General features: G+C 48.5%; 21 protein-coding genes and 5 pseudogenes. 3 read left to right on the top strand and 23 right to left on the bottom strand.

Annotation, left to right across the window (positions count from 1 at the left end):
- The first annotated feature begins 118 nt into the window (after positions 1–118).
- The 3 genes from ACKXF7_RS14025 to ACKXF7_RS14015 all read left to right on the top strand — a co-directional run bounded on the left by ACKXF7_RS14025 (position 119) and on the right by ACKXF7_RS14015 (position 1,944).
- Positions 119–280 (top strand): hypothetical protein, encoded by a 162-nt coding sequence (locus ACKXF7_RS14025; protein WP_423742640.1) that lies wholly within the window; start codon positions 119–121, stop codon positions 278–280.
- Positions 281–895: 615 nt separating this feature from the next.
- Positions 896–1,408 carry a hypothetical protein gene (locus tag ACKXF7_RS14020; protein WP_015565839.1) on the top strand — a complete coding sequence of 171 codons (513 nt, stop codon included), beginning with the start codon at positions 896–898 and terminating at the stop codon, positions 1,406–1,408.
- Positions 1,409–1,503: 95 nt separating this feature from the next.
- On the top strand, positions 1,504–1,944 hold the full coding sequence (locus ACKXF7_RS14015) for a hypothetical protein (protein ID WP_005929376.1): 441 nt from the start codon (positions 1,504–1,506) through the stop codon (positions 1,942–1,944).
- Between the two features lie 836 nt (positions 1,945–2,780).
- On the opposite strand, the gene ACKXF7_RS14010 is transcribed toward ACKXF7_RS14015, so the two are convergent.
- From ACKXF7_RS14010 to ACKXF7_RS13900, 23 genes and pseudogenes are all read right to left on the bottom strand, one after another.
- The gene (locus ACKXF7_RS14010; RefSeq protein WP_423741639.1) at positions 2,781–4,169 is read right to left on the bottom strand and encodes a relaxase/mobilization nuclease domain-containing protein; all 1,389 of its coding nucleotides are present in this window, start codon (positions 4,167–4,169) and stop codon (positions 2,781–2,783) included.
- Positions 4,170–4,230: 61 nt separating this feature from the next.
- A complete protein-coding gene (locus ACKXF7_RS14005; protein ID WP_223384173.1) occupies positions 4,231–4,443 on the bottom strand; it encodes a hypothetical protein in 213 nt (70 codons plus the stop codon).
- Between the two features lie 55 nt (positions 4,444–4,498).
- Positions 4,499–4,642, bottom strand: a pseudogene (locus tag ACKXF7_RS14000) (DUF4366 domain-containing protein); the annotation flags it as partial.
- Positions 4,626–4,898: a DUF4315 family protein gene (locus tag ACKXF7_RS13995; RefSeq protein ID WP_097800090.1), complete on the bottom strand. Its 273-nt coding sequence runs from the start codon at positions 4,896–4,898 to the stop codon at positions 4,626–4,628. The pseudogene ACKXF7_RS14000 and the gene ACKXF7_RS13995, both read right to left, overlap by 17 nt.
- 12 nt (positions 4,899–4,910) lie before the next feature.
- Positions 4,911–5,021: pseudogene (locus tag ACKXF7_RS13990) on the bottom strand (peptidase P60); the annotation flags it as partial.
- 120 nt (positions 5,022–5,141) lie between these two features.
- On the bottom strand, positions 5,142–6,938 hold the full coding sequence (locus tag ACKXF7_RS13985; protein WP_423741638.1) for a reverse transcriptase domain-containing protein: 1,797 nt from the start codon (positions 6,936–6,938) through the stop codon (positions 5,142–5,144).
- Positions 6,939–7,532: 594 nt separating this feature from the next.
- Positions 7,533–9,215, bottom strand: a complete 1,683-nt coding sequence (locus ACKXF7_RS13980) for a CD1108 family mobile element protein (protein ID WP_423741637.1) — start codon at positions 9,213–9,215, stop codon at positions 7,533–7,535.
- A pseudogene (locus ACKXF7_RS13975) lies at positions 9,208–10,146 on the bottom strand (VirB4-like conjugal transfer ATPase, CD1110 family); the annotation flags it as partial. The gene ACKXF7_RS13980 and the pseudogene ACKXF7_RS13975, both read right to left, overlap by 8 nt.
- Positions 10,147–10,219: 73 nt before the next feature.
- A complete protein-coding gene (gene ltrA / locus ACKXF7_RS13970; RefSeq protein ID WP_423741636.1) occupies positions 10,220–11,902 on the bottom strand; it encodes a group II intron reverse transcriptase/maturase in 1,683 nt (560 codons plus the stop codon).
- 547 nt (positions 11,903–12,449) lie between these two features.
- Positions 12,450–13,892 (bottom strand): annotated as a pseudogene (locus ACKXF7_RS13965) (VirB4-like conjugal transfer ATPase, CD1110 family); the annotation flags it as partial.
- Complete coding sequence (locus ACKXF7_RS13960) at positions 13,867–14,229, bottom strand: PrgI family protein (RefSeq protein ID WP_044960449.1); 363 nt, start codon at positions 14,227–14,229, stop codon at positions 13,867–13,869. The gene ACKXF7_RS13960 and the pseudogene ACKXF7_RS13965, both read right to left, overlap by 26 nt.
- 14 nt (positions 14,230–14,243) lie before the next feature.
- Complete coding sequence (locus ACKXF7_RS13955; protein ID WP_055186028.1) at positions 14,244–15,110, bottom strand: VirB6/TrbL-like conjugal transfer protein, CD1112 family; 867 nt, start codon at positions 15,108–15,110, stop codon at positions 14,244–14,246.
- Between the two features lie 227 nt (positions 15,111–15,337).
- Positions 15,338–15,421 (bottom strand): annotated as a pseudogene (locus tag ACKXF7_RS13950) (Maff2 family mobile element protein); the annotation flags it as partial.
- An 89-nt stretch (positions 15,422–15,510) separates the two neighbouring features.
- Positions 15,511–17,181, bottom strand: a complete 1,671-nt coding sequence (locus ACKXF7_RS13945) for a recombinase family protein (protein ID WP_423741635.1) — start codon at positions 17,179–17,181, stop codon at positions 15,511–15,513.
- Positions 17,182–17,379 (bottom strand): hypothetical protein, encoded by a 198-nt coding sequence (locus ACKXF7_RS13940; protein WP_423741634.1) that lies wholly within the window; start codon positions 17,377–17,379, stop codon positions 17,182–17,184.
- Positions 17,380–17,620: 241 nt separating this feature from the next.
- Positions 17,621–18,958 (bottom strand): VapE domain-containing protein, encoded by a 1,338-nt coding sequence (locus ACKXF7_RS13935; RefSeq protein ID WP_423742639.1) that lies wholly within the window; start codon positions 18,956–18,958, stop codon positions 17,621–17,623.
- Entirely contained in the window at positions 18,927–19,571 is a 645-nt protein-coding gene (locus ACKXF7_RS13930) for a CHC2 zinc finger domain-containing protein (RefSeq protein ID WP_423741633.1), read from the bottom strand. Before ACKXF7_RS13930 ends, ACKXF7_RS13935 begins: the two co-directional genes overlap by 32 nt.
- Before the next feature lie 64 nt (positions 19,572–19,635).
- On the bottom strand, positions 19,636–21,216 hold the full coding sequence (gene mobQ, locus ACKXF7_RS13925; RefSeq protein ID WP_423741632.1) for a MobQ family relaxase: 1,581 nt from the start codon (positions 21,214–21,216) through the stop codon (positions 19,636–19,638).
- 184 nt (positions 21,217–21,400) lie between these two features.
- The gene (locus ACKXF7_RS13920) at positions 21,401–21,919 is read right to left on the bottom strand and encodes a signal peptidase II (protein ID WP_423741631.1); all 519 of its coding nucleotides are present in this window, start codon (positions 21,917–21,919) and stop codon (positions 21,401–21,403) included.
- A 23-nt stretch (positions 21,920–21,942) separates the two neighbouring features.
- The gene (locus ACKXF7_RS13915; protein WP_423741630.1) at positions 21,943–22,263 is read right to left on the bottom strand and encodes a TfoX/Sxy family protein; all 321 of its coding nucleotides are present in this window, start codon (positions 22,261–22,263) and stop codon (positions 21,943–21,945) included.
- A gap of 294 nt (positions 22,264–22,557) precedes the next feature.
- Positions 22,558–22,854, bottom strand: a complete 297-nt coding sequence (locus ACKXF7_RS13910) for a DUF3847 domain-containing protein (RefSeq protein ID WP_423741629.1) — start codon at positions 22,852–22,854, stop codon at positions 22,558–22,560.
- Entirely contained in the window at positions 22,847–23,188 is a 342-nt protein-coding gene (locus ACKXF7_RS13905) for a DeoR family transcriptional regulator (RefSeq protein WP_423741628.1), read from the bottom strand. Before ACKXF7_RS13905 ends, ACKXF7_RS13910 begins: the two co-directional genes overlap by 8 nt.
- Positions 23,178–23,372, bottom strand: coding sequence for a hypothetical protein (locus ACKXF7_RS13900; protein ID WP_423741627.1), 195 nt, complete (start codon positions 23,370–23,372; stop codon positions 23,178–23,180). The genes ACKXF7_RS13905 and ACKXF7_RS13900 overlap by 11 nt, the downstream gene beginning before the upstream one ends.
- Positions 23,373–23,794 lie beyond the last annotated feature (422 nt).

Raw genomic sequence — 23,794 nt, 5'->3', positions numbered from 1 at the left:
GGTGATTGTGTTGCTTTCCCTGTACTTAGCTGTTCTTGACGATCAAAGCAAAGAAGAACAATTTATAGATGTATATAATACCTACAAACGGCTGGTCTACCATACCGCTTACAAAATTATGGGCGATTCGTATCTGGCAGAAGATGTACTGCAAGAGGTGTTTTTGTACGTTGCCAAAAATTTTTCTAAAATTCATCGAGAAAACTGTCACGAACTCGCTGCTTATCTCGTTAGTTGTAGTAGAAGCCGTGCATACAGTTTCTATCCCTCAACTGGCTAGAACAATCCCACTTAAAGGTTTGAATCTCAGTTTAGAAAAATACAGAATGCCGGATGGTGTAATAATAGAGGTTGAGAGTTCGTCACATTATTTGGGGTCATTTAGTGAGAAAAATGATTCTTCCACAAATTGGATAGAAAAGATCATGGAGGGTGTCGGTATTCACTAGATGGATTCTCAAGAAGCATAAACAGCCCGCTATTTGCAGAGAATTCTGGAAGAAAATTGAAGAAAGCATCCTTCCGGCAACAGCACCCCGGACGTTTGTGAACTCTCACAACAGAGATCAAGAACCAATCCCTGCTTTGCGCTTACACCGTTTTGGTGACATTTTTTCTCCGTCTTGCTACAATATTGTGGATTTTTTTTCTATTTGTGCTTTGCTATTATCAACATCTAAAATGAAAACCGTGATGGAGGTGATTCCAATGCAGATAATTTCCTTGAAAACAAGTTGAGCATGAGTTGAGGTACATTTATGAAATTTAGCGTACCGGAAATCTTGACAATTGTATCGACAGCAACAGTCATGGCGATTGCTTTTCTTGTGATTGCAAAGTACCTTATTCGATATGCTGTCACATTTTATGCAAAAATAAAAGGAGATGACTCAAAATGACCTTGAAGAAAAGATTGCTTGCGCTTTGTATGGCGGTGGTTATGGTCTTTTCGCTTTGTTCTATCTCTGCTTTTGCAGCGGCCCCAACGGATGACAAACAACCTGTTGTTATTGGAAGGTATGATGCACCTCTAAGCGAGTGCTTGGAACCTGGCATGGCTATGCAGGTAGGAATTGCTAACGTTCGGGTTAATTCCTACGCAACCTATGATAAGAATGATGGCGTACAGGTTCATGTTGAACTTTACGTTCCGTGGTACTCATCGCCAAAGCCGGAATTTACAGGTATGACAGGAAATGTCAAACTTACCATGAATGGCCAATCGACAAGTAAATACTTCTCTGAAGTCGCAACCGGGGACGAAACGATTAGTACAGATGTGGATACCGGTAGGAAAGCTAGTAGCGGAACAAGCGGTACAGTATTTGTTTCTGGAACTGCTGTAGCATTGAATGCTTTGGCAAACGGTGGCCAGTTCTCCATTTCCTACGACATCACGATTCCGTAATAAAAGCATTAGATAATGGGGATAAAAGCCACGATTCTTTAGAGCCGAAAGAAAAGAATCGTGGCTTTGTACGTTTGAATTATGGAGCAAGCCAAATGAATAAGAAATTGGAATTTTTTAGCAGTATGGCGGTTGCCTTTATAGTTTTGATATTGGTCTTTCTTTGCATTCGTTTTTCAGGTCAGGGAAAATTTGCTACACATGGAGGAACCAATCCGTCTGATGTAAAATGTATTTATACTTCAGTTTGGCCGGATAATGAATACACTAGGCTTATTTGTGAGCCGGAAAGTGGAACGATAGAATATATATTGGATGGTTCTAATGCTGGGTATTATGCAATCTTTTATAATAATATCTCTGAAGAAGAAATACAAAAATATATTGACCAATTGAAAACCTTAGGATACGCTGAAGAGGCATCGGCTTCAGAAAGCGTTTCGACAGGCGTTTTGCTAAGAAAAGATGAAACATGGATAAGCATTGCATACTCAGAGGGAGGATTTGGAATCCGGATTTCAGTAGAAAAATCCTGAATAAAAGAGATGCTGGGGAATTCCGGTTATCCCTATATTGGGGCGGCAGAAGAAAAAAATACTCTTTACAAATATTTGAAATCTATTTCTACAGATGAAGAATATGCTGAAATAGCATCAAGAATCCTAGACGAATGGCTGTCGGAAAGTGATGGCTCCTAATTTTATCAAAAAAGTGGTGATTCCAATGCAGAAAAAATAGAATACATATTTCGAAAATTGCTACCATCAAACTGTCAAAGAATACAAGTCAAACGGTTCTTTGATTCGTTCTAAAACGGATTACTATCAGGCCATTGGTGGTTAAGTCACTCCGTTTGTAAGGAAAGGGTTGAAAATGGATTTTCTTAAACAAAAAGGGCCATTAGCAAGAGAATTCTGCAACACGTTGATTTACATTATTTCGTTAGTGTCATTAAAGCCTTCAAGCCTTCAGAGGGTGTTGACAGAACTTCAATGAAATGGGATGTGGTTCTTTTCTCTGGCATTTTTCGCTGTCATCTTTATGGAAATGCTGTCCGATTTTTTGCTGGTTACAGATCGCTGCACTGCATGGAAAGCATTAAATGGAAATGTCAGCGAAGCCGAATTTCACAATCTTCAGCAGATTGTCCTATGCGAAAATCAGAAAGTTTCCATTGAGAAGAAACTTGCAAGTACGATACTACTGGTTCTGATGATATGTGCAACTGCTGCATTTGTGTGGTTTACCTTTTTGGCTTGACTGAATAATTTTGGTATTTTGAATTCACATTCTTAGAAATCAGTTTTCAAAAGCAAAAATCCGCCGAGGAATCCTCCCGAAAAAAACGGGAAGAATCCTCGGCGGATTTCGTTTATCGTGTTGGCTCTTTTTCGGCTGTGTGTTTTTCCTCTGCAAAAAACATCTCTACATTTTTCTGAGCTTTCATCAACTCCTGCATCTCATCTCGTGCCTTCCGGTAGTCTGGGTATGCTTCTTTCTTCTTTTTCAGAAGTTCAGCGTATTCGATGCTCAAGTCCTTAGCCTTTGGCAGCTTTTTCAATCCAGCTTCATCAAAAGCAGCTTTTGCAGCCTTATGCAGCGTGATTTCTTCCCGGTGGGCTTCCAGAAATCTCTTACTGTACCCGGCTTTGCGGTAGGCATCATAAACCGGACGTGTCCGGGCGTAATTAACGATGTGCGTCCGCAGCACGGCAATCTCGGCCATGCGCGTTTCTGCTGCCTTGATTGAATCGCCTAGTTCATGATAGCGAGCAGTAGCAGCATCTATACGCTCCTGCATTTCCTCAATGCTTCCGATTTTGTTCTCCTGTAAGAAAATCAGCGTTTTGGACATTTCTTTCAGATTATATCGCTTTGCCCAGCGAGCATACCCCATGCTCTTTCCCTCGGCCAGCTTTGCCTGAATGTCCACCAGCATCTGAAACTTTTGTTCCGGTACGATGCGCTTCTGCTTCTGCCGGGAATGGTGTTCGGCTTCCCCAGAGATAACAGCTTTCAGTTCTTCTTCACTATATCCTGCGCCCAAAGTGCGGAACCGGATGAATCGTTTCTGCCGTGTGCCTTTGACGGAGGTGTATTTCCCTCGCTTGACCTCGTATCCCTGCTGCTCCAGCTTTTGCAGAAAATCTTCGTAGTCTTTGGGTTTTTCCGCCAGAATGTTGTCAATCACGCCGCATAGACAGTCACGATTGCTTTCTTTGGGCGGGTAGAGTGTGCGCTTCTGCCGCTCCCGATAGGGTTTTATCTCAATGACGGAAAGCTGATGCTCTAAGCAGATCAGATCGCTCAACCGTTGCACAGCCAGCCCGGACAATAAAAAATCCCGGAATTTCCGGGTGCTGTCCAACGCAGTGGAGTTGTAGATAATGTGATTATGAATGTGTTCCCGGTCCGTGTGGGTTGCAACGATAAACGCATACTTGCCTTTGGTGAAACGCATTGCCAGCTCATAACCCACCTTGTTGGCTTCCTCGGCAGTGATCTCTCCGGGCTTGAACGATTGCCGAATCTGATAGGCGATCACATCGCTTTTCTGCCTGCGACCGGTGGCAAGTTCGTATTGGCGTTTGGAGAGCATAAATTCTTCATCCACAGTCAGGGGACTGCATTCGTAACTGCTGACCAGTTCGCCCTGCTCAGTCTTGTCGGGATTCTGTACATAGTCTGTACGGCTTTTCAGACAGGCCGCAACCGACTTGCCTTTGTTTTTGTGCAGCGCGATCAGCCGTGTTGCGGCCATCCTAAATCACCCCCATAAAAGAAAAAGCCGCCCGAAGGCGGCAAAAGGTTGAAAATGCTCCTTACAGTTCGGCCAACCACTCACTGAACCGCCCGATGCCCTCGGTGATGGCAGTTGCACCGAAAAAGAGGATGAAGCAGATGAACTCGGCCACCAGCAGGATAAAGAACTGATTCCAAGTCTGACGGTAAGCCGTGTAGATGCCGCAGCCGAAGATGTAGAGCATCAGCGGAGCGACTACATAGCTGGACAGGGTTAGCAGCCACCTTGCCATCAGAGCTAGAAACGCCACAAAGAGAGAAATCGGGAAAAGAACAATTTTCTTCAGCATCTTCTTCATCGGTGGTAGAAGTCAGGACAGGCTGTTCCACTTCCTCCGTAGGCTCACCGCCATAGGCAAAAGCAGGAGCCGCCATACCAGCGCACAGTGCCACCGACAACATCAGGGCACAGAACTTATTCATCATCTTCATTGGAATCGTCCTCCTTATTAAAGGTAGCACCGACCGCGGACAGCGCAGCCGGGGTCGGGGTGGAAGTTGCAGACTGGCGCAGCAGGGCGGCAAGCTGTTCCGGCGTGACCTTGGCGGTACGCACCATCTCGTTGACCTCGGCAGCTTCTGCTTCCTGAATCCGCCGTTCAAGGCTTTCAATGCGAGTGTTGATCTTAATGCGACGCTCCCTTTCCTTTTCCAGAGAAGCGCGCAGCTTATCGAGTTTTTCGCTCATTTCTTCCTCCAATCATTTTGAAAGCCGTCCAAAACCGGACAGGTATTTCTGCCAGTAGGACGAGTGAATATCAGCATACTTTATGGGGTCTCCGGCAGACACCATCTTGCCGTTTCCAAGGTAGTAGAGTAGGAAAGTGCCGCCTTATCGTATTTCTACGACAGGTTTGCACAGACCTCTCCCAGAACCGTGCTTGCGCCTCTCAACGCACACGGCTCCCCATTTTTTGCTCCATTTCAAAAGTCATTCCGTTTTAGTTCCATGATGAATTCTCATGTGGCATTTGTGGCACACAACGATTGTCTTGCGCCTCTTTGCCAGCATGACTTTTTCCCAATCAGCTTTACCTTCCAGGTTTTTGACCTTGTTTACATGGTGGATTTCATAGCTATCGCTGTCTGTACAGCCGCAGACTTCACAGACTTTGGCCTTCAGACGTTCCTCGAAGGATGTTGTGTTGTGCGAATAGCGATACGCCAAATCGGGCACTTTTTCCGTCAAATCTTTGCCTTTGCAATCGCTGTACTTAGCGAACATCATACGGCGTTTTCCCTTTTTGGTTTCATACGGAACACCCCATGCGCCAGTCCCATCTCTGTATTCATAACGAACCTTAGCAATTCGGGAGCGATGCTTGTTTGCGAGTGTTTTCAGACAACTGTATTCCATCAGATAACCAAAGTAAACGAGCTTGCTGAAGTTGCTTGCAATGGCATAATAGTTACAGAGTCCTCGGAGTTCCGCATTATAAATCATTACGATTTCCAAATCCGTGCGGTTCAGCAGAATTGGGCGATGAATAGGAATCAACCTCTTACCATCCCTTTTAGCGATGCTATGGGACAGCAAATAGGTCTCCACCTTATCTTTCAGTGGAATATTGAGTTCCACTTTGTTGTTCATAGTGCGCATTTTTCGTTTTCCAGAGCGTTTGACACTGGCATCCCTGCGCACCCGAACATCAAAACCAAGGAATCGGGCAGGAGTATTGCTGTGCGTAATAAGGGTCTTTTCTTGACTCAACTCCATTTTCAGAGTGTCCCGGACAAAATCCGTGAGTTTTGCCTTGATTTCCTCGCATTCCTCTCTTGTCCCATTGACTGCAATCAGAAAGTCATCTGCATAGCGAACATATTTCAATCGCTTATCGGTACACGCTTTTGCAGGTGTCCGAAACAACTGCTTTGTCAGTTGCTTGTGCTGAGCAATGAGCTGCTCCCGCATTGTCCCTTCAGCTTTCTTGATTTTCTCATGCAGTGCATCTCGTTTGTGCCGTATCGTGTTGTATTCTTCCGTAAAGTTTCTCGGATTGTATCCGTGGTCAAATTCCTTCTTCAGCTGCGTAATATACCTGTCCAGTTCGTTCAGATAAATGTTTGCAAGAATCGGGGAGATGATTCCACCCTGCGGGCATCCGCTATAGGTTTCATGGAAATTCCAGTCTTCCATATAGCCGGCTTTCAGAAACATACGAATCAGGTTCAGAAAACGAGCGTCCTTGATTTTTCGGTTCAGCACACCAATCAGCGTGGGATGGTCGATGTTATCGAAACATCCCTTGATGTCGCCCTCAATGAACCACTTTGCTCCGGTAAACTCATGCTTGATCATGGCAAGTGCCGTGTGGCAGCTTCTGCCCGGTCGAAAGCCGTGGGAATAGATAGAGAAAATCGGCTCGTAGATGGCTTCCAGAATCATACGGATAGCTTCTTGCACCAGCTTGTCAGCGAATACAGGAAGTCCCAACGGGCGCAGCTTACCGTTCTTCTTTTGAATATAGGTTCTGCGTACCGGCTTGGGTTCATATGACCCTGTTCTCAATGCTTCAATGATGGCTGTCACATACTGCTCGCTAAATCCATCAGCCGTATCATCATTCACACCCTTCGTTCCTGCACCCTTATTGGAGTAAAGATGCTGGTAGGCGATGAAGTAAATATCTGGCCTCAAAAGATAGCGGTACAGTCGTGTGAAAATTTCATCGTGGTTCTTTTGGGAATTCTCTTGTAATTTTGTTAAAATCTCCATTGTTGATTTCATTGAGGCTTTCCTCTCTAATCAATTTCTGATTTTAATGCGTAAAAAACTGCTTCTCTTCGCCATGTGAGCGGCTTTCCCGCATCCGATTTTACGGCTTTTCCTGTCAATTCAGGATTCTCGGACTACTACAGAAGCTCCGTTGTCATGCCGGATTTTCAGTGTCATCTTTCTAGCATAGCTTTGAAATTTATCACATTGCTGCATTACACATAGCTTTTTCAAGCGTTCCGGTTTAGACAATCTCCAGTTGACGATAGTAGTAGGTCAATGTGAATTATCGGATATGCTTTTGTTCCGTTACTATCGGTTCTCCGACGTGCCGCACAGGGGATTAGCAACCCATAGGAAGGCATTTATTTCCTATGGTCCCTGCGCCAAAGGTTTCAGACAATTTTCCTTTGCCCACATGTAACAAGGGCTTGGAACTCACCTTAAACAATTCAGTTTTATCCTTATATTCACTTATCCTTGCGGTTCAGTCGTGCCCGATTGTCTTTAGGCAACTTACCGCTTTCCTGCCGTGCTCTTTTCCCGTGCATCTTTCGACTTTCGGTAAAGCAGGTGGATTCCCGTGTTGCTTTGCGGGGTAGTACCTTAACCACAGCCTCCTTTCTCTACTTCTACTATCGTCCTTACTGGACGCACGATGCCCACATGACTTTTTCCCGGAGTGTCGTAGGTTCCCTCGAAGAAAACAAGGTCACCGGGCTTTGCTTCTGCCTCGCTAATGTGCTGGCTCTTGTTCCACAGGCCGTTGGCGGTCGTCCTGCCCACGTTATACCCGTTCTGGTTGTAGACCCAACAAACGTAGCCTGAACAGTCAAAGCCAGTTTCCGGGGTAGAGCCGCCCCACACATAGGGCGTACCCACATACTTTTGGGCTTCCTTGTAGATGGCGGCAAATTCCTCATCCGTCAGGGCTTCCGCTGGAACCTGATAATCAATGCCCGGCGCGCCAGAGCCATCGGAGCCACCGGGCGGCAGACCGCCGTTAAACAGGTAGGGTCTGCCACCCAAGGTATCTTGAAAAATTTCGTACCGTTTCCACTGGTCGTTGTCCAGTTCCTCCCGGATAACCACTTCCAAGCCACGGTTCACCAGCTTTGTGTGAAAAATTCGATACTCATAGGGGACTTGCACGGTGTAGGGGATGCCAGTAAAAATGTCGATCATCACTACCGTGCGGTACCGGGTCTGGACTTCCACCCATGTGGTCAGCTTGTATTGCTTGGCAAACGTCTCCTTGAGTTTTGCCTGCACCTCGCTGCGGGTGTAGTCGTCGTAGAGAGTAGTCAGGAACGAAGTGAGCTGCCAAGGATCGTGCTCAATAGCATCCAGATGGTATCGGTATTCGTCATAGCCGGGGTGGTCGGTGGGGGTACGCTTGATTTTCTTATCCAGTTCCTTTTCCAGCTTCTTGTAGTCGGTTTCGGCTCCCCGGATGTCCCGGTCCTCTGCGGTGTAAATGGTCTGCCCAGATACCTGCGTGGTGCCTGAAAACAGAATGGAACAGGACGAAAATGCCGACATGACCAGCAGCAGGAGCAAAAGAAAAACGCCCACGATCAAAAGAACGTGCGCGTTGCTTTTTGCAAAATTGGCAATGCCGTTGACTGCGGTGCTGACCACCGATCTTCCTTTGTCGATGACCTGCTCCATGCTGGACTTTGCAGCAGTGGTGCCATTGGATGTCGCTTTGCCGCCTGCGGTCTGCGCCGCTGTGCCCGAATGGGCGGCGGCATAGTAACTCTGCCGGATGTCCTGTTTCTGCCGCCATCGGGAGAGCCAGTTGGAGCCGCCCTCGCCGGTGCCGGATGCGCCTGCATCTTGTGCCGCAGTCGGCTTCTGTGGGGAAGATTGTGCGGTTTTGGCACCCTTCTTGCCCTGCATCTTGGCTTTCTTTTTCAGCTTCCGGGCATAGATGCTCTTGGAAATATCCCGGACATTTCCTGCTGCCTTTTCGCCCTCGCTTAAAGCCTGCGTGCCCACATTATCGTCCTCGTACTGGTCAACCTCCCGATGCACCGCAGACCGGGCGGTAGCAGCGGCATACATAGCACGTTTCTGCTGCTTTGTCATGCGGGATGCTTCATCCGGGGTGATCTCGGCTTTGCCAAAACGCAGGTGCTGCGCCTTTTCCGCTGCTTTGTCTGCATCCTGTTTCAGTTTCCGCTTTTTGGGCACCGACTGCTCCACTTTAGACTTTTTCGGAGGGGAGCGTGTAGCCGTGCGCTCCTTTTCCTCCTCGAATTTCAGCTTCGGTTGTTTCTCACTCATGCTTTTGCGCCTCCGCAACTTCGGAAAGGCGGGTCGTAAGGATGCGGTAGAGTTCAAGGTCTTTCGGGAAGTGGTCAACAAAGGGTAGGATCACGTTGCCGAAGAACAGCAGCCCTTCGCCCTCACCGGAGTGAGTGACGTAGGAAAGCTGATGGGGCGAGATGTTGAGCTGCTTTGCGAGAATCTGCCGGTCTCCGTTGGCCTGATTGAGCATATACACAAAGTCCGAGTTTTCAAAAATATTCGATACTTCGGGACTTGCCAGCAGATCTTTGACATTCTGCGTTAGGGCTGTCGGAATGCCGCCCCACTTACGGAAACGCTTCCAAATTTCCACGGAATAAGCAGCAGTCTGCTCTTCCTTCAAGAGCAAATGGAACTCGTCTGCATAGTACCGGGTGGATTTTCCGGCACTGCGGTTGGCGGTCACACGCCCCCACACGGCATCCTGCACGATAAGCATACCGAGTTTCTTCAACTGCTTGCCAAGCTGCTTGATGTCAAAACAGACGATGCGGTTATTGATATCCACGTTGGTGTGGTGGTTAAAAATGTTCAGACTGCCCTTGACGTAGATTTCCAGCGCAGCCGCCACATGGCGGGCTTCCGGTTCATCTTGCGTCAGCAGGGCGTTGTACAGATCTTCCAACAGCGGCATATTTTCTGGGGTGGGATTCTCGAAATACTTGCGATAGATCACATGGACGCAGCGGTCAATGACCGTCTTTTCCACTGGCTGCAAGCCCTCCTTGCCGCCCACCACCAGTTCGCACAGGGACAGTACAAAGTCGGCTTTCAAAGCCAACGGGTTATCCTCTTCCGAATAGTTGCTGTTGATGTCCATAGGGTTGATATACTGGGTGCTGGCAGGGCTGATGTGGATGACCTGCCCATGCAGACGCTCCACCAGCGGAGCGTAATCGGCTGGGTCAGCGGTGTTACCACCGCCTTCCCGCCTAAGAACCGTACGTGACAGTTTCCCGTCATACGGCTCAAGCATTTCATCACTTCTTCAAGCGGTTCTCAGCATAAATACGCTGACAGGCGCAATGAACGTAGCGCATATTGCGAACATCTTCCATGCCAGCCTTTGCCTTTGGTGCAAGGTAGAAGATTTCTCTTTCTTCCGTTACATCCATCGGCATTCCGCAGTGGTAGCACAGTCCGTTCTGGTTTTTCCAAATCATCTTGAATTTTCCAGTCAGCCGGTGCATTCCTTTATCGAATTTCCTTTTTTGGAAATACGCCTCATCGAGGAACGGATTTGCAGTAGCTTTTATCTTGGTATGTCGCACAATGGCTGTGCTGTCCACCCGTATCAGCTCCTTGTTTTCCGTAGAGAACACCCAGTTCCGATTACCGACACGATGCCAGTATCTCGTGGAAATCCACCACTTGTTCTTCTTTGGGTGCCGTCTTTTAGCCCATCGCCACAGCAGTTCGTACAGGACATAGTCCAGATGCGCGAACGCATCACTTGCGCATACGGACTGGTGGTAATTAGTCCAACCTCGAATTTGTTCATTCAGCTTCATAATCAGAACATCTTGCTGCCACGCTTTTCCTCTGCGGAGAATCGTGTCAGAGATATTGGAAACGATAGCCTTAACCGCCTTTTGGGAAGGCTTGATAATCAGCTTTTCGTTATACTTTCTGAAGTTCCAGCCGAGGAAGTCGAAACCATCGTCAATGTTGGTGACAACGGTCTTTTCATCAGAAAGTTCCAATCCGCGTTCAGCGAGAAACTCTCGAATCAGCTCCTTTGCTTCAAGAGCCAGTTCAGGTGTTGCCGCTGTGACCACAAAATCGTCTGCATAGCGGACGAAGTTTACTTTGTGGGCATTCTTAAATCTTGAATCGACCTTACCGAGCGCGTTCGTGTGAAAGCGTTCGACCAGCTTCTTCTCGATACCATCCAGCGTCATGTTCGCCAGAATGGGGGAGATAATACCACCTTGCGGAGTTCCTTCCTCGGTAGGAAAGAGTTCGCGCTGATAGATAAATCCCGCCTTTAAGAACTGCTTCAAAATGTTCTTGTCCATGGGGATGTTCGCCAGAAGCCAATCATGGCTGATATGGTCGAAGCAACCTTTGATGTCACCCTCCAAAACCCACTTCGGAGAAATGTGCTTGCGCGACAGTGCATTGAACAGATATTCGCAGGCATCCTGTGCGCATCTTCCTTTTCGGAAACCAAAGGATTTCCCATCTGCTGTTGCTTCCGCCACCGGCTCCAGTGCCAAAGCATAAAGAGCCTGCATTGCGCGGCCATACATCGTGGGAATCCCCAACGGACGTTTTTTCTTCTTGTCCTTCTTTTCGATATACACTCTACGGAGAGGACGTGCACGATACCTTTTATCTGTCAGCGATAGAGCCGCTGCCATTTTCTTCGCCGGAGTGTTCCAGAGAACACCATCCACACCGGGAGTCTTGCGCCCATCGTTGGTAATGACACGCTTAACAGCCAGTGCTTTGGCGTAAAAGGAATGTGTCAGAAGATACTGAAGTCGTTTTACTGCGTTGTAGTCTTTTTGCTGAGTTGCCTTGACAATCCTGATTTGTAGCCTGTTGACTTCCCGCTCTGCCTTATGCCAGTCAATGTTTTTCCATTGGGCACTCAACATAGCTTCGTCCGACAGCTTCTCAGAAGTTTTACCTTCCGTCGTTGAATACTTATCGTTCACAGGGATACCTCCAATCTTGCCATGAAATACCCGGAATAAGTCAGCACCCTTTCAGGTCAGGGCAAATTTTGAACCCCTATGCTCACCGTTACAGTGAACCTTTCGCTTTTTATTCCATCTCATACCCTCTGCGCCATTTCTTCCTCTTGCGAGGTCGATACCTTTGTTCAAGGAACGCATAGGGTTTTCCACGTTCCACGTAATGCATAATTCATGAATGCCTTAGCCGCCATCTTTGAACCGGGAGGATTTGTGTCCATTTGCTTCGGGGTAGCGAAAGGCCCCTCGGCCACCTCCAACACCTTTTGGTGTAGGTGTATCAGCCTTATTTCACCTATTCCCTGTAACGATCCTTACGATGATTCACATTACGTTCGACATAGCATTCTTTACCCTAACAGTACATCCGCTTTAGGCTGGCAGATTTCCCATATTGTCCTGTGAGCTTCCCAACGCCGGCTTTTGACCAGTGCAGGTCACAGTAGGGTTACTCCAAATGGATAGAGCAGTGTTTATACACAATACATTACGCGACTTCGTGTCGCACCTCACATTCTGGGTCGCAGATGATAATATCATCGTCTGTCACGAGGAACGCATTGCAGATCTCACGCTTTGCACTGAAGGATTTACCGGAGCCGGGGGTGCCGAGGATCAGGCCATTGGGGTTCTTCAGTTTCTTCCGGTCTACCATAATCAGGTTGTTGGACAAAGCATTCAAGCCATAATACAGGCTTTCCTTGCCATTGTCGAACAACTCCTGTGTGGTAAACGGCACAAAGATTGCCGTGCTGCTGGTGGTCAGACCGCGCTGTATCTCGATCTGGCAGTCTGCCAGCGGCAGCGAGGACATAAGCCCCTGCTCCTGCTGAAAATCAAGGCGGCATAATTCGCAGTTGTGCTTCTGGGCAATGCTGACCGCCTGAAACACGTTGGTTTCCAGTTCCTGCTCGGTCTTGCCGGTGTTCAGCACCAGAAACGTGACAAGGAACATCCGCTCGTTCTGGCTCTGCAACTCCTTCAACAGTGCCTTGGCATCCCTGCCGTAGGTTGCCAAATCGGACGGCAATACGTCCATGTCGTATCCGGCGCGGACCGCTTTTTTCTGCTCCTCGATCTTGCTGCGGTCGAGTTCGGTAATGGTGTGTTTGATGGTTTTGATGGCCTTGTTCTGGTCAACGGACTGGATGTGCATGGTAACGATCTGGCTGGAATCCATGTCCAGAAAATCCTTCAGCAACTGGTCGCTCAGGTCGGAGGCTGTGATGTTCAGGAAGCTGACCGCCCCGAAGATGCCGCCCATCTGAAAGGTACGGCTGTTCTTAAATGCCAATGCAGTAGGGGCAATGGCATCCTTTACGGACAGACCACTGGGCACAAGGTCTTTCCAGTTGAAGTGGAACTTGTTGGTTCCATCCATGTTCAGCATCCCATGCATCAGTCGCAGACGCTCCGTACCGTCCAGCGGCTTTGCCAGAACGCCCAACCTGTGAAAGTTGTTCATCAGGTCGTTCTGGATGTGCTCCAACCGAGGTTTGACCTGCGCCATGCTGTCGCCCTCGATGCCGTAGGTCAGAAACTTCGTTTTCGTCAGGCCGTTGTTGCCCTTGGAAAGCTGCTGCCGCAACATCTGGCTGTACTCGGCTCGCACATCATCAAAGCCATCCTGCTGGTACGGGATGCGGATGGACTTTTCGAAGTCTGCCGAATCGGTGGCGGTATTCACGAAAGACAGTTCAAAGTGGATAGAGCTGTCGAAAAAGTTGAGAAAAGAGCACCATTCCTCAAAGATGGCGGTCTTGTCCTCCTGCTGCGCAAGCTGATAGTTAATATCCTGATACTGGATGGTGCGGGTGTAGTAGCCGGGACGGACACGGCAGGTACCGTCCTCAAACATCCGCTGGAACGGGATGCTTTCCTGTGCCGTGTGGGGCACTGTGGGCTTGGGCGGCTTTTTGCCGTCTTTATTCTTTTTCAGAAACGGAATCATGGGCGTCATCTCCCTTCACAAGCAGTGCATAGTAATTGCGGGTCTGGTACGGACGCACCTTCGGGCGAACAAAGCGCGCCTGAAAGTAGTACCGCAGGATCTTTTCAGCCGGCTGACCGTTCTTCTGATACATGGCCAGAAAGAACATGGGCAGCATGACCGCCATCATGCCGAGGGTAGCACCGGAATTGCCAGCGGTGTCCCGCAGAACAAAGAACAGCGGCACGCCTACGACTGCCGCTGCACCAAAACAGATAAGCTGCCGGGCGGTCAGATTGAAAGCCACTTTGGACTTCACCTTGCTGAAATCGCGCGGCACGGAAATATAAGCTGCCAAAATTTCACCTCCAATCAATGTGCACCCAGAATGCTCCGGGCAACAGAACCAGTCTTGAACAGCGTAAAGCACAGTAGCACCGTGTACCCCACGATGCTCCAGATCGAGTTGATGGCATCCCCGGATATGGCAACATTCTGGAGCAGAACGGCATAGATCGCCACGCAGATCAGGATCAGGAAGCCCTGAAATCCCAGCGCAAACAGAGAACGAAGATAGTTCTGTCCCACATGGGATTGCTCGTGGTTGCCCCATGTTGCCATGGGCACTGGAGCCAGACTGACCATCATGTAGATTTCAATCATTCTTCCGTAGACGATGACGAAAATCACGATGGACAGGATGCGCATGGTGATACCGATGAAGAAGGACTGCAAGAACAGTCCGAACAAGGGTCCTACGTCCATCTGCATCATGCTGGATTGCAACATGGAAAGCCCGATGTCGTTCACCCGTGTGTTGCCGCTGATGATGCCGCTGGAATTTGCCACCACCTGCTGCGTCACATCGAACACCGCCATGATGATGTCGAAGGTGTTGGAGATCATCCAAACCGAAATGGCAGTTTTGAAAATCCACTTCAAAATCAATGCCGGTTCAAACTGTGCCATATTGTTGTGTTCAGTAATCATCTGAATCAATTCATAGCAAGCAATAAAGGTCAAGATCACGCCTGCAATGGGTAGCACCACATTCCGGGAGAGGGCTTCGATCATAGCAAAAACGCGCGGTTCAAAACTGGATGGTTTGGTGCCGACCTGCTGTGCGATGTTGCCCACCTGCGTGTTCACATCATCGAACAGGCCGGAAAGATTGGACATGATCGCCGCTGTCAGCAGCGACTTGATCCAATCCGAGATCGCTTTGAGAACTGTTTCCACTCAGCGCCACCACCTATCAGGAAAAATGGTTGATAAGGGTCTTGAGCAGGTTGAGCAAGAAAATAAGGTGAGTCAGAATCTGCATAAAAATCGCCTTCCTTTCGGGTAACAGTGAATATTCGTTTTGCAATGCGCTTCCTTTATAATAATAAATCCGTTTGCCGCGGAGGGGCTGGAAACACTTGCAAGTAAATATGTACGGGGCGGCAATCGCCGCCCGGAAAAGATTAGCCGAACAGACCGCTCAGCAGGGGGATCAGGGTGATGCCAATCAGGGCAACACCGCCGCCAGCCATGAGCTGTTTTATCCCCAATTAGGTGTAAAACTCTGCTCGATGGCGGGCGGCGGCGTACAAAAATCTATATGGTGTTTTTAAGAGAACCGTCCCGGCGGGGCAGGTCAGGCAGTGACCTGTTCCACCTCCGGGATGGGTTTGAGATTAAAATGAATTTCGATAGAAATGTGTCTTGTTTTATCTTCGTCAATGCGCTCATGCACGACGATTTCTTTGATTAAGCGGTTAAGGGTGGCTGCGTCCAGCTCTGTGATGTTGGCGTATTCCTGAATGGCTTCCACCCATTGTTTTGCGTCATTGGCAAGCTGGACTTCATCGGACAGCCGCTTTCTGCCCTCGGACACTCTGGCTTTAAGTTCCGTCTGCTCGGTCTGTGTCTTTTCCAGCATGGTGTTGAAATTCTGCTCACTGATACGCCCCGCAACCATGTCCTCATAAAGCCGCATGACCAGTTTGTCCAGAACCTCAATCCGTTCCTCGTCCCTTGCAAGGGAGCGTTCCATTGCTTCCCGCTGTTCCCGTTGCTCGGCTTCACAGGTATTGGTCAGGCGGTCGGCAACCGCTTCCCCGTCCATCAGGGCAGCTCTGGCACATTCCCGGATTTTCCGCAGCACATGGCTGTAAAGGGTGTCATAATCAATCCGGTGCTGGGTGCAGTGGTTCTTTCCAAAGGCATTGTAGGTCTTGCAGGAGTAAATCCGCTGGGGATGTTTTGCGTTTGTGTAGCGTATCGTCAGCGACTTCCCACACTCGCCGCATTTTATCAGTCCGGCAAACAGGCTGATTTCATTGGTCTGCCCCGGACGCTGGCGGGATTTCAGCTTGTTCTGCACAATATCAAAGCTCATGCGGTCAATCAGCGGTTCATGCTGTCCCTCCACCACAATCCAGTCCTCCGGCTTCTTTTCCCCAATCGTGCCGATTTTGAAACGGTAGTCCTTTTTCTGGGAAGCAATCGCCCCGGTGTAGACGGGATTCATCAAAAGGTCTTTGATAACGGAGAAGTCCCACATATACCGCCCGTTTTCCGGGTCTTTCTTTTCCCATTTGGTGCGGGTATTGCGAAGCCCCCGTTCCCGGTTCCACCATGTGGGGCAGGGGATTTTTTCTTCCTCCAGCCGTCTGCGGATATAGTTCGGACCATGACCGTTTAGGGCATATCCGAAAATCAGCCGCACAATCGGGGCGGTTTCCTCGTCAATGAGCAGATGGTTTTTGTCCTCCGGGTCTTTGCGATACCCAAACGGGGCAAGACACCCGGTAAACTGTCCTTTCTGCGCTTTCAGAAGATAAGAGGAATGGACTTTCTTGGAAATATCCTTGCTGTACATCTCGTTCAGGATATTCTTGAATGGGGCAATGTCATTGTTATCCCGCAGGGTGTCGATACCGTCATTCATGGCGATATAGCGGACACCGTTTCTTGGGAAAAAGTCCTCAATCAAATGCCCGGTTTGCAGATAGTTACGCCCCAGTCGGCTGAGGTCTTTCGTGATGACAAGGTTGATTTGCCTGCGCTCAATGGCTCTCAACATTCTCTGTAAATCAGGACGCTCCATATTAAGACCTGTGAAGCCATCGTCCTGATAGACTGCAACAACCTCCCATCCCTGCCTTTCGCAGTATTTTTCCAGCATATCACGCTGGTTTGCGATACTGGCACTTTCGCCTTGCAGGTCATCGTCCTTTGACAGCCTGCAATAGACCGCTGCACGATAGCCCCCGGCAAGTGCCGAACCGATTGTCCTATATTCCATTTCGTTCATCATAGCCATTTACCCACACAATCCAGACAGTATCTGGCTCTTTTGAACCTCATCTTCATTATACTTCATATCTTTCTTTTTAGCAAGATATTCTTTCGTATTTGTTTTACCGTATTTCTGGGAAATCAGGCTGACGAACACATCGGTTGCGTCCAGCTCCCCGTCAAATACAGTGGTCACATGAATCTCTGTTTTGTTTTTTGCCATAGGCAGTTATCCTCCATACATGAAAATAGCCAGACAGAGGGTGTCGGCAACGAAGTCCGGCAACGGGCTTCAAAAGACCTTGCAAACAATCTCAATCTGGCGATGGTTACTATTTATACTTTTCTTTTATTTTTCTGTTGTTTTGGTTGTCATAGGGGAGAAAAGCCCGGAAATAAGGGATTTTCCCCGGCAACCGGCTCGGCAACGGGATAGCAACAGGGAGTGCAACGGGCTGTCATTTTCAGAATGGAAGCTCCATCTGTTCTGTGACCTCCACAAAACCGTCCATCGTTTTTTCAGACGGGTTGCCGGAGTCCGTTGCCGGGTTTTCACGCTCCCAGCCCTTTTGTCTGCCATATTCGGAAAACATTCTTGGGTTTGGGAAGTACCGCCAGCCGGAAATGCACTGGTTCATAATCTCGTTGATTTCCCGGATTTCCCATTGCTTCGGCTCGTCAAAGGCATGGTTCAAGGCTTCCTTGTAGAGCTGCTTGGAGCAGACCATGCTCCCGGTGTACTTATCAAGATACGCCTGTATCATCCCTGCCTTGGTGTCCTCCGGCATAAAGTCCCGCTGGTGTTCTTTGAGATACCGCTGCATGGCGGGACTGAAAGCCAACTTGAACCTGCCGCTTCGGTAAATCTCCATCGCTTCTGCCCACATCTGCTCGATATAGGCTCTGGAAGCAGCTTCGTCCTCCAAAATGTGAACCTCGGCTTGCTCCGGGTACACCATGACCGGGATAAAGCGGCGGTTGCCGGAACGGTCAAGGGGCAGGAAGTCAAGGGCATTGGAAGTGCCGCCAAACACGCACTGACGGGGGCGGTCTGCCGGGTGGGTTTCATAGGGTATCTTATAAACCTCTTTCTGCCGGCTTAAAAATGACTTGATTTCCTCAATGCTCTTAGCGTTGGCGGTTGCCATCATTTCCGACATTTCGATAATCCAGTGACCTTGCAGCTTGCGGTACACATTGTCATCGTCCAGCTTCCGCAAATCATCGGAGAACCATTCGTCCCGGACTGCCAGCAAACGGAAGAAGGTAGACTTGCCAGCCCCCTGACCGCCGACCAGACAGAGCATGATTTCAAACTTGCACCCCGGCTGAAAGGCTCGTGAGATTGCACCCAGCAGGAACAGCTTCAACGCTTCATAGGTGTAATCGTCTGCGTCAGCCCCCAAAAAGTGCCGCAGGCAGAAACGGATTCGTTCTGTACCGTCCCACACAAGGGCACTTAAATAGTCCCGGATGGGATGGTACTTGTTTTCATTCGCTACAATCCCGATGGCGGTATCAATCTTTTTCTCATTGGTAAGCCCATAGGTTTCTTCCAGATAGAGAAGCAGATACTTCATGTCCGTATCGGTCAGAGCTGTGCTTTCTCTGTGAAAACCGATGGGCTTTATGATGTCCTTGCGGTCAGTCAGGATGTTGTATGCGATAGCCCCGGAAAGCAGTGGGTCACGCTGGAATACGGTCAGACAGTTCCGTATGCTCTGACGGACACCGCCTTTCTCGGTGGTTTCCAGCCCCGCCTTGATTTCCTCAATGCTCTGGGGCGGCTGCATGGCGTTCATGGTGTTTTTTAGTTCTTGCTGCGTCTGCGGCGGCAAGCTCTGCCATTCGCTGTTCAAGCTGTATCACATCCTTTCCATAGTCCGTAATCAAAGCCGCTTTTTCCTCTGTCTCCCCGAACAGCAGCACATCCAGCAGATATTCCACTTGGTCTTGCTTCTGTAAGGCTTCCACAAACCGGGGATGAAAGGCTTCCTCCGGGGAGTGCGGGGCGTAGTCCGTTCTCCATGCCATAAGCAAGTGAAGATAATCGGCAAGGATACGGAAGCAGCGGTTCTTTGCTTCCTGAAACTGTTCCTCCGGGGATTTCTGCAGGGGCTTGGGCTTTTTTGCCTTTCCCGGCGGCTTCCAGTCCTCATAGGAAAGCCCGAAGTCCTGTGCCAGTTGTACGGCGGCTTCTTTCTTTCCCAGCCCATACAGGGCGGCGGTAAAATCAATCACATCCCCATCAGCACCGCAGCCGAAGCAGTGGTAACGCCGATCCAGCTTCATGCTTGGGGTTTTATCGTTATGGAACGGGCAGCAAGCCATCCCGTTCCGACCTACATGGATTCCATAATGCTCCGCAGCCTGTCTTGTTGTGACGGACTGCTTCACAGCTTCAAATACATTCAAATCTATCCCTCCTTGAAAACAAAAAAGCACCTGACATTCTCTGATTGAAAATGGCAAGTGCCTGCTAAAGTTCCATATCCTGTTGTTTGTGTTTCGTCTGTGCCGGGGCGGTTCTTTGAGCCTTTTTCTCGTCAGCCTTATCCTGCAAGACTTCTTTGATAGGCTGTTTCTTGGGCGGCTCTTTGCTTTCTTCTGTGCCGGGGGTGGCTTTCCGTACCCAGTAGCGGATGTCCCGTAGCTTCTTCAAATCAGCCTGTACCTCGGTCAACGGCGTTTTCAGGGCTGCAATTTCTTCCAGAAGCGTTTCCTGCTCCTCTTGCAGCTCCTTTTGGGTACTGTCCTTATCGTCCGGGTGCTTGGCAAGGTAGGCGGCGGCTTTCGCATACCGGGCAACCTCCGGGTGTTCCTGTTTGAATTTCTCCTTTGTTTTCTTAAAAAATATCTTCTGGTACTTCTCATAGACAGGCTTACATTCCTTGCAGTCTGTCCGGCTGGCAAGAATCCCGTCAATCACTTTGCTGCGGGCTTCCTTTGGCTTCATCTGATTGCGGTAATCTGCGGCTGATTTCCCGGACGCTTCCAGAAATGCTTCTAAGTCCTCCACAGTAGAAAGCCCCTTTTGCCGGAGATAGGACAGGGCTTCGCTGACTGCCTTTAAGTCCTGTGAAGTCCCCCGGTTCTGTCCAGCCCTTGTCCAGTCCTTCCGTTCTTCCTTTCGTATTTCCATATACTTCATCAGCAGATTGGGAAGAAGTGTCGCTTCCTCCGCCGCCTTTTGTGCAAGCAGCTCTTTCCGTTTTTCGCCCAGCTCGGTAATCCAGCCTTTGAGGTTTTGGATAAGCTGCCGGATGGACTTCATCAGGCGGTTGGCGGCTCTGATTTCCCGGTTCAGGTTGCCGATATTCGTCTGGATACCACGCTTTTCCATCTGCCGGACAGCAGCACCCTCATGGACAGTGGGAATTATATCAAGCCCCTGTCTGGCATAGGAACGCAAGTCTACACGCTCCGGGCGGTCATTGGCTTCCAGATAGCGGTTCTGGATGACCTCCCATTCATGCCGCCAAATTTCACAATACTTCTGATCGTTCCAATCAACCGTATCCTCCTTGTGGCTTTTCCACCTACCAGATGGCAGCTTTATCCGTTCCCCATTTTCGTCAAGGTCATAAACCTTGTGGCTCTTGGGAAGCCATTTCCCATGTTCGTTCATTGCCCGCATCGTCAGCAGGACATGGGCGTGGGGATTGTGTCCCGGCGGATGGGGGTCATGGATGGCAAAATCAACAATCATGCCTTTGGAAACAAACTGCTGTTCACAAAACTCCCGGACAAGGACAGCGTACTGGTCGGGCGGTATCTCTCTGGGGATGGTAAGCACCCACCGCCTTGCAAGCTGGGAGTTCCATTGCTTCTCCACCGCTTCGGCAGCGTTCCATAAGGTATTGCGGTCTGCATACTCCAGTGGAGCATTAGGTGGGAGCAGGATTTCATTGTGGACAATGCCACGCTTTTTCGGGTAGTGCTTCACTTGCTGGTCGTATTCACAGAACAGTTTTTCGCCACTCTGGTAAGCAGCGGCGGCAACCGCAGACTGTCGCTGACTGCGCTGAACAATCGTGATTTCGTTGTGTGGACAAGGCATTTCATGTCACTCCTTCCTGTGATTCATGGATGGGGTGGCGTTTTACCACCTCATTTTGGGCAGAAAAAAAGCAGGAGACCTTTTTCAGATTTCCTGCTCAGTGTGCCGTTTTATGGGGCTGGTATTTAGTTGTGAAAGTTCGGGACAAGTTGACCCGATGTATAAGAAATAATAAACCAGAAGTTTACAAGCTAAATTTGTTACAACAAAAATGTAAATACTCTTTAACCGATATTTCTTTGCTATTCAAAATTCCAATAACAACAAATATAACTTCTGCAACTGTAAGATAGCAGTCTTTCAAATCAAAAATAAAAAGGGTAGGTATCTGCAAAAAATCTAAACTTCCACCCCAAAACAGCTTATCAATCAAGCTACATAAACATCCCGATATGCCACAAATCATTATCATTTTTACCCAAAAACTTGTATGTGCTCTTTTTGCCTGATATAGCATATATCCTGACAAGAAGAGGAACAAAACAAACACATTCAATAAAATGGTAACAAACGGACTTGATAATAATTCAAAGAAATTTCCAGCATAAGATAAACGAGTATTTAGTTCTGGATTAAATCTTAAAACTTTGGCTATTATATCAAATTCGCATTTCATAAATACTTTTGAAATTACTATTTTAACCGTCTGGTCAATTAGAACCAATAATGTCACAGGTATAATAAACGACTTAAACTTTTCCATCAGTAACATTTCCTCTCAAATTATTATTTCTTCTTTTTCGATTTAGGGGTAGGCAATTCCTCATACATAGCATTAAACAATCCTGTCAAAAACTCTTTATTATCAACTTCATCTACCAACAACATTTCTTTTGCTCCCTCGTAAGGTAACTCATACGAAACCGTTGGAATATAACTTATTGCTGATTTTACTGGTTTGACAAGTAATCTATCATCATAGATACCGCCTACAATCTTACCACGATAATAAATGACAAATTCGCCCATCATAGCTCGATAGGTAATTTCATTCAAGTCAGATAACTGACCTAAAATAAATTCTAAATATTCTTTGCTGGATGCCATAACTTTACCTCAATTTCTAAATTTATTACTGACTTCATTATACTTTATTGCTTATCGAAAAGATAGCATATTTTATGAAACTTGTCGGCTGGGAACAGCTTGCAACGCAAGGTGTCCCCAGATGGCAAGTCCACAAAAGGGTAGCTGGCGACAGCCAGCGCAGGGGAAGTGTAGCGTCCCCTGTTTGATTTGGAGCAGACCATGACTGCGGAAAATCACAGCCCTCCGGCAAGGAGCCTTCGGAGAACGCAATGCACCAACCTCTGGGTGGTGTATAATTGCGCCCTTAGTAAACTAAGGGTTTTCCGGTTTCTCCCGTTCCAGCAGTTTTTTCAATAGTTCCTGTGTGTCCTGCCTGTGAAAAATGAGTTTCAACAACAGCATGACATCATCATCTGTCAGGAGTTCCGGCTCTTGCAGAAAACTTTCCAGCATACCGCCACGGGTACAGAGCCGGTGCGTCCGTTCCTTTCGGGTAAGCTGCTTTAACTGGTGCTGCAATGCCTTTTCATCATTGATGGCTTTTCGCAGTTTCTTTTCGCTTTTCTCCAGCTCCCGGTTGAGCTTTTCCAGCTTTGAGGTATCAGGCAAGGGCAGCGTCCTCCTTTCCCGGTATCAGCACATAAATTCTGTTCGGTTCTCCCACGCCCTGACGCACCCGCATGATAAGTCCGGCAGTTTCCAGTTCGCTTAAAGAACGCTTGACCGTCATGGGACTGCGGGACAGGGCGGCGGCAATGGCTGTGATGGGGAAGCAGACAAACAGAATCCCGTTCTCGTCCTCCTGCCCTTTGGAGAGCATAGTGTCCAACATCCGGCAGTACATGACCTTTGCGGTGCTGCTGATTGAAAATCCTGTCAACGCTCTGGGAAAGGGCATACAGGGCGGCAAGGGTGTGTCTATCGTCATAAATTCAAAATTCATTCGTGTGTTCCTCCTTTTTCTTTGCTCGTTTGGATAAATAACAGGGGCAGTCAATCACAACCGCCCGGAAGCTCTGCTTGCACCCATGCTGGCATTTCCGGCATAATTCGTTGTAAGTGACACGCCCCCGGTCATTGAGGTAAAAGGAAAGCTCCTGCTTCCTCTTTTTGCTCATTCTCGGCATATTGCGCTTCCTCCCGTTTTTGTGTATGGTTTCGGGGCGATTTTCGGCAAAATTACGGTCATAGAGCCGCTTAAAATCTCCCGAAGTATTAGCGATAGGGTAGACTATCCCCCTATCAGATTGTCGTGTTTCGGTATCATTTCGGTGTCAGTTCGCCAGTTCTCCCCGGTGTCGTTCCTCCCCTGAATCTCACAGCGGCGTATCGCTCCCTTTGGTACGCTCGTTTTGGTCAGGATTCCTCCACATCCCTGCCAAAAGTCATGGCGCTACATCGCCGGGGAAGCATATCCCACACAGGCTGGTCATTCGATTGGAATAATCCATCGATGAACTACCTGTATCATAGAACATTTTTGTGCCCTGTGCCGTATGTCCACAAAGTAGGAATTAGGGGTAAAAATCAGAAATTTCCACGATTGCGG

It is taken from the genome of Faecalibacterium sp. 7, from assembly GCF_049562865.1.
In the GTDB taxonomy this organism is placed as follows: Bacteria; Bacillota; Clostridia; order Oscillospirales; family Ruminococcaceae; genus Faecalibacterium; species Faecalibacterium wellingii.
The sequence above is the reverse complement of the archived record's forward strand: the minus strand, read 5'-3'. Positions and strand labels throughout refer to the sequence as shown.

Excerpts from the sequence above, each read along its gene's own strand:
- ACKXF7_RS14025 (WP_423742640.1), top strand. The coding sequence starts at position 119 with ATGGGCGATTCGTATCTGGCAGAAGATGTACTGCAAGAGGTGTTTTTG.
- ACKXF7_RS14020 (WP_015565839.1), top strand. The coding sequence starts at position 896 with ATGACCTTGAAGAAAAGATTGCTTGCGCTTTGTATGGCGGTGGTTATG.
- ACKXF7_RS14015 (WP_005929376.1), top strand. The coding sequence starts at position 1,504 with ATGAATAAGAAATTGGAATTTTTTAGCAGTATGGCGGTTGCCTTTATA.
- ACKXF7_RS14010 (WP_423741639.1), bottom strand. The coding sequence starts at position 4,169 with ATGGCCGCAACACGGCTGATCGCGCTGCACAAAAACAAAGGCAAGTCG.
- ACKXF7_RS14005 (WP_223384173.1), bottom strand. The coding sequence starts at position 4,443 with ATGGCAAGGTGGCTGCTAACCCTGTCCAGCTATGTAGTCGCTCCGCTG.
- ACKXF7_RS13995 (WP_097800090.1), bottom strand. The coding sequence starts at position 4,898 with ATGAGCGAAAAACTCGATAAGCTGCGCGCTTCTCTGGAAAAGGAAAGG.
- ACKXF7_RS13985 (WP_423741638.1), bottom strand. The coding sequence starts at position 6,938 with ATGAAATCAACAATGGAGATTTTAACAAAATTACAAGAGAATTCCCAA.
- ACKXF7_RS13980 (WP_423741637.1), bottom strand. The coding sequence starts at position 9,215 with ATGAGTGAGAAACAACCGAAGCTGAAATTCGAGGAGGAAAAGGAGCGC.
- ACKXF7_RS13945 (WP_423741635.1), bottom strand. The coding sequence starts at position 17,181 with ATGGCTATGATGAACGAAATGGAATATAGGACAATCGGTTCGGCACTT.
- ACKXF7_RS13940 (WP_423741634.1), bottom strand. The coding sequence starts at position 17,379 with ATGGCAAAAAACAAAACAGAGATTCATGTGACCACTGTATTTGACGGG.
- ACKXF7_RS13935 (WP_423742639.1), bottom strand. The coding sequence starts at position 18,958 with ATGAACGCCATGCAGCCGCCCCAGAGCATTGAGGAAATCAAGGCGGGG.
- mobQ (WP_423741632.1), bottom strand. The coding sequence starts at position 21,216 with ATGCCTTGTCCACACAACGAAATCACGATTGTTCAGCGCAGTCAGCGA.
- ACKXF7_RS13920 (WP_423741631.1), bottom strand. The coding sequence starts at position 21,919 with ATGGAAAAGTTTAAGTCGTTTATTATACCTGTGACATTATTGGTTCTA.
- ACKXF7_RS13915 (WP_423741630.1), bottom strand. The coding sequence starts at position 22,263 with ATGGCATCCAGCAAAGAATATTTAGAATTTATTTTAGGTCAGTTATCT.
- ACKXF7_RS13905 (WP_423741628.1), bottom strand. The coding sequence starts at position 23,188 with ATGAATTTTGAATTTATGACGATAGACACACCCTTGCCGCCCTGTATG.
- ACKXF7_RS13900 (WP_423741627.1), bottom strand. The coding sequence starts at position 23,372 with ATGCCGAGAATGAGCAAAAAGAGGAAGCAGGAGCTTTCCTTTTACCTC.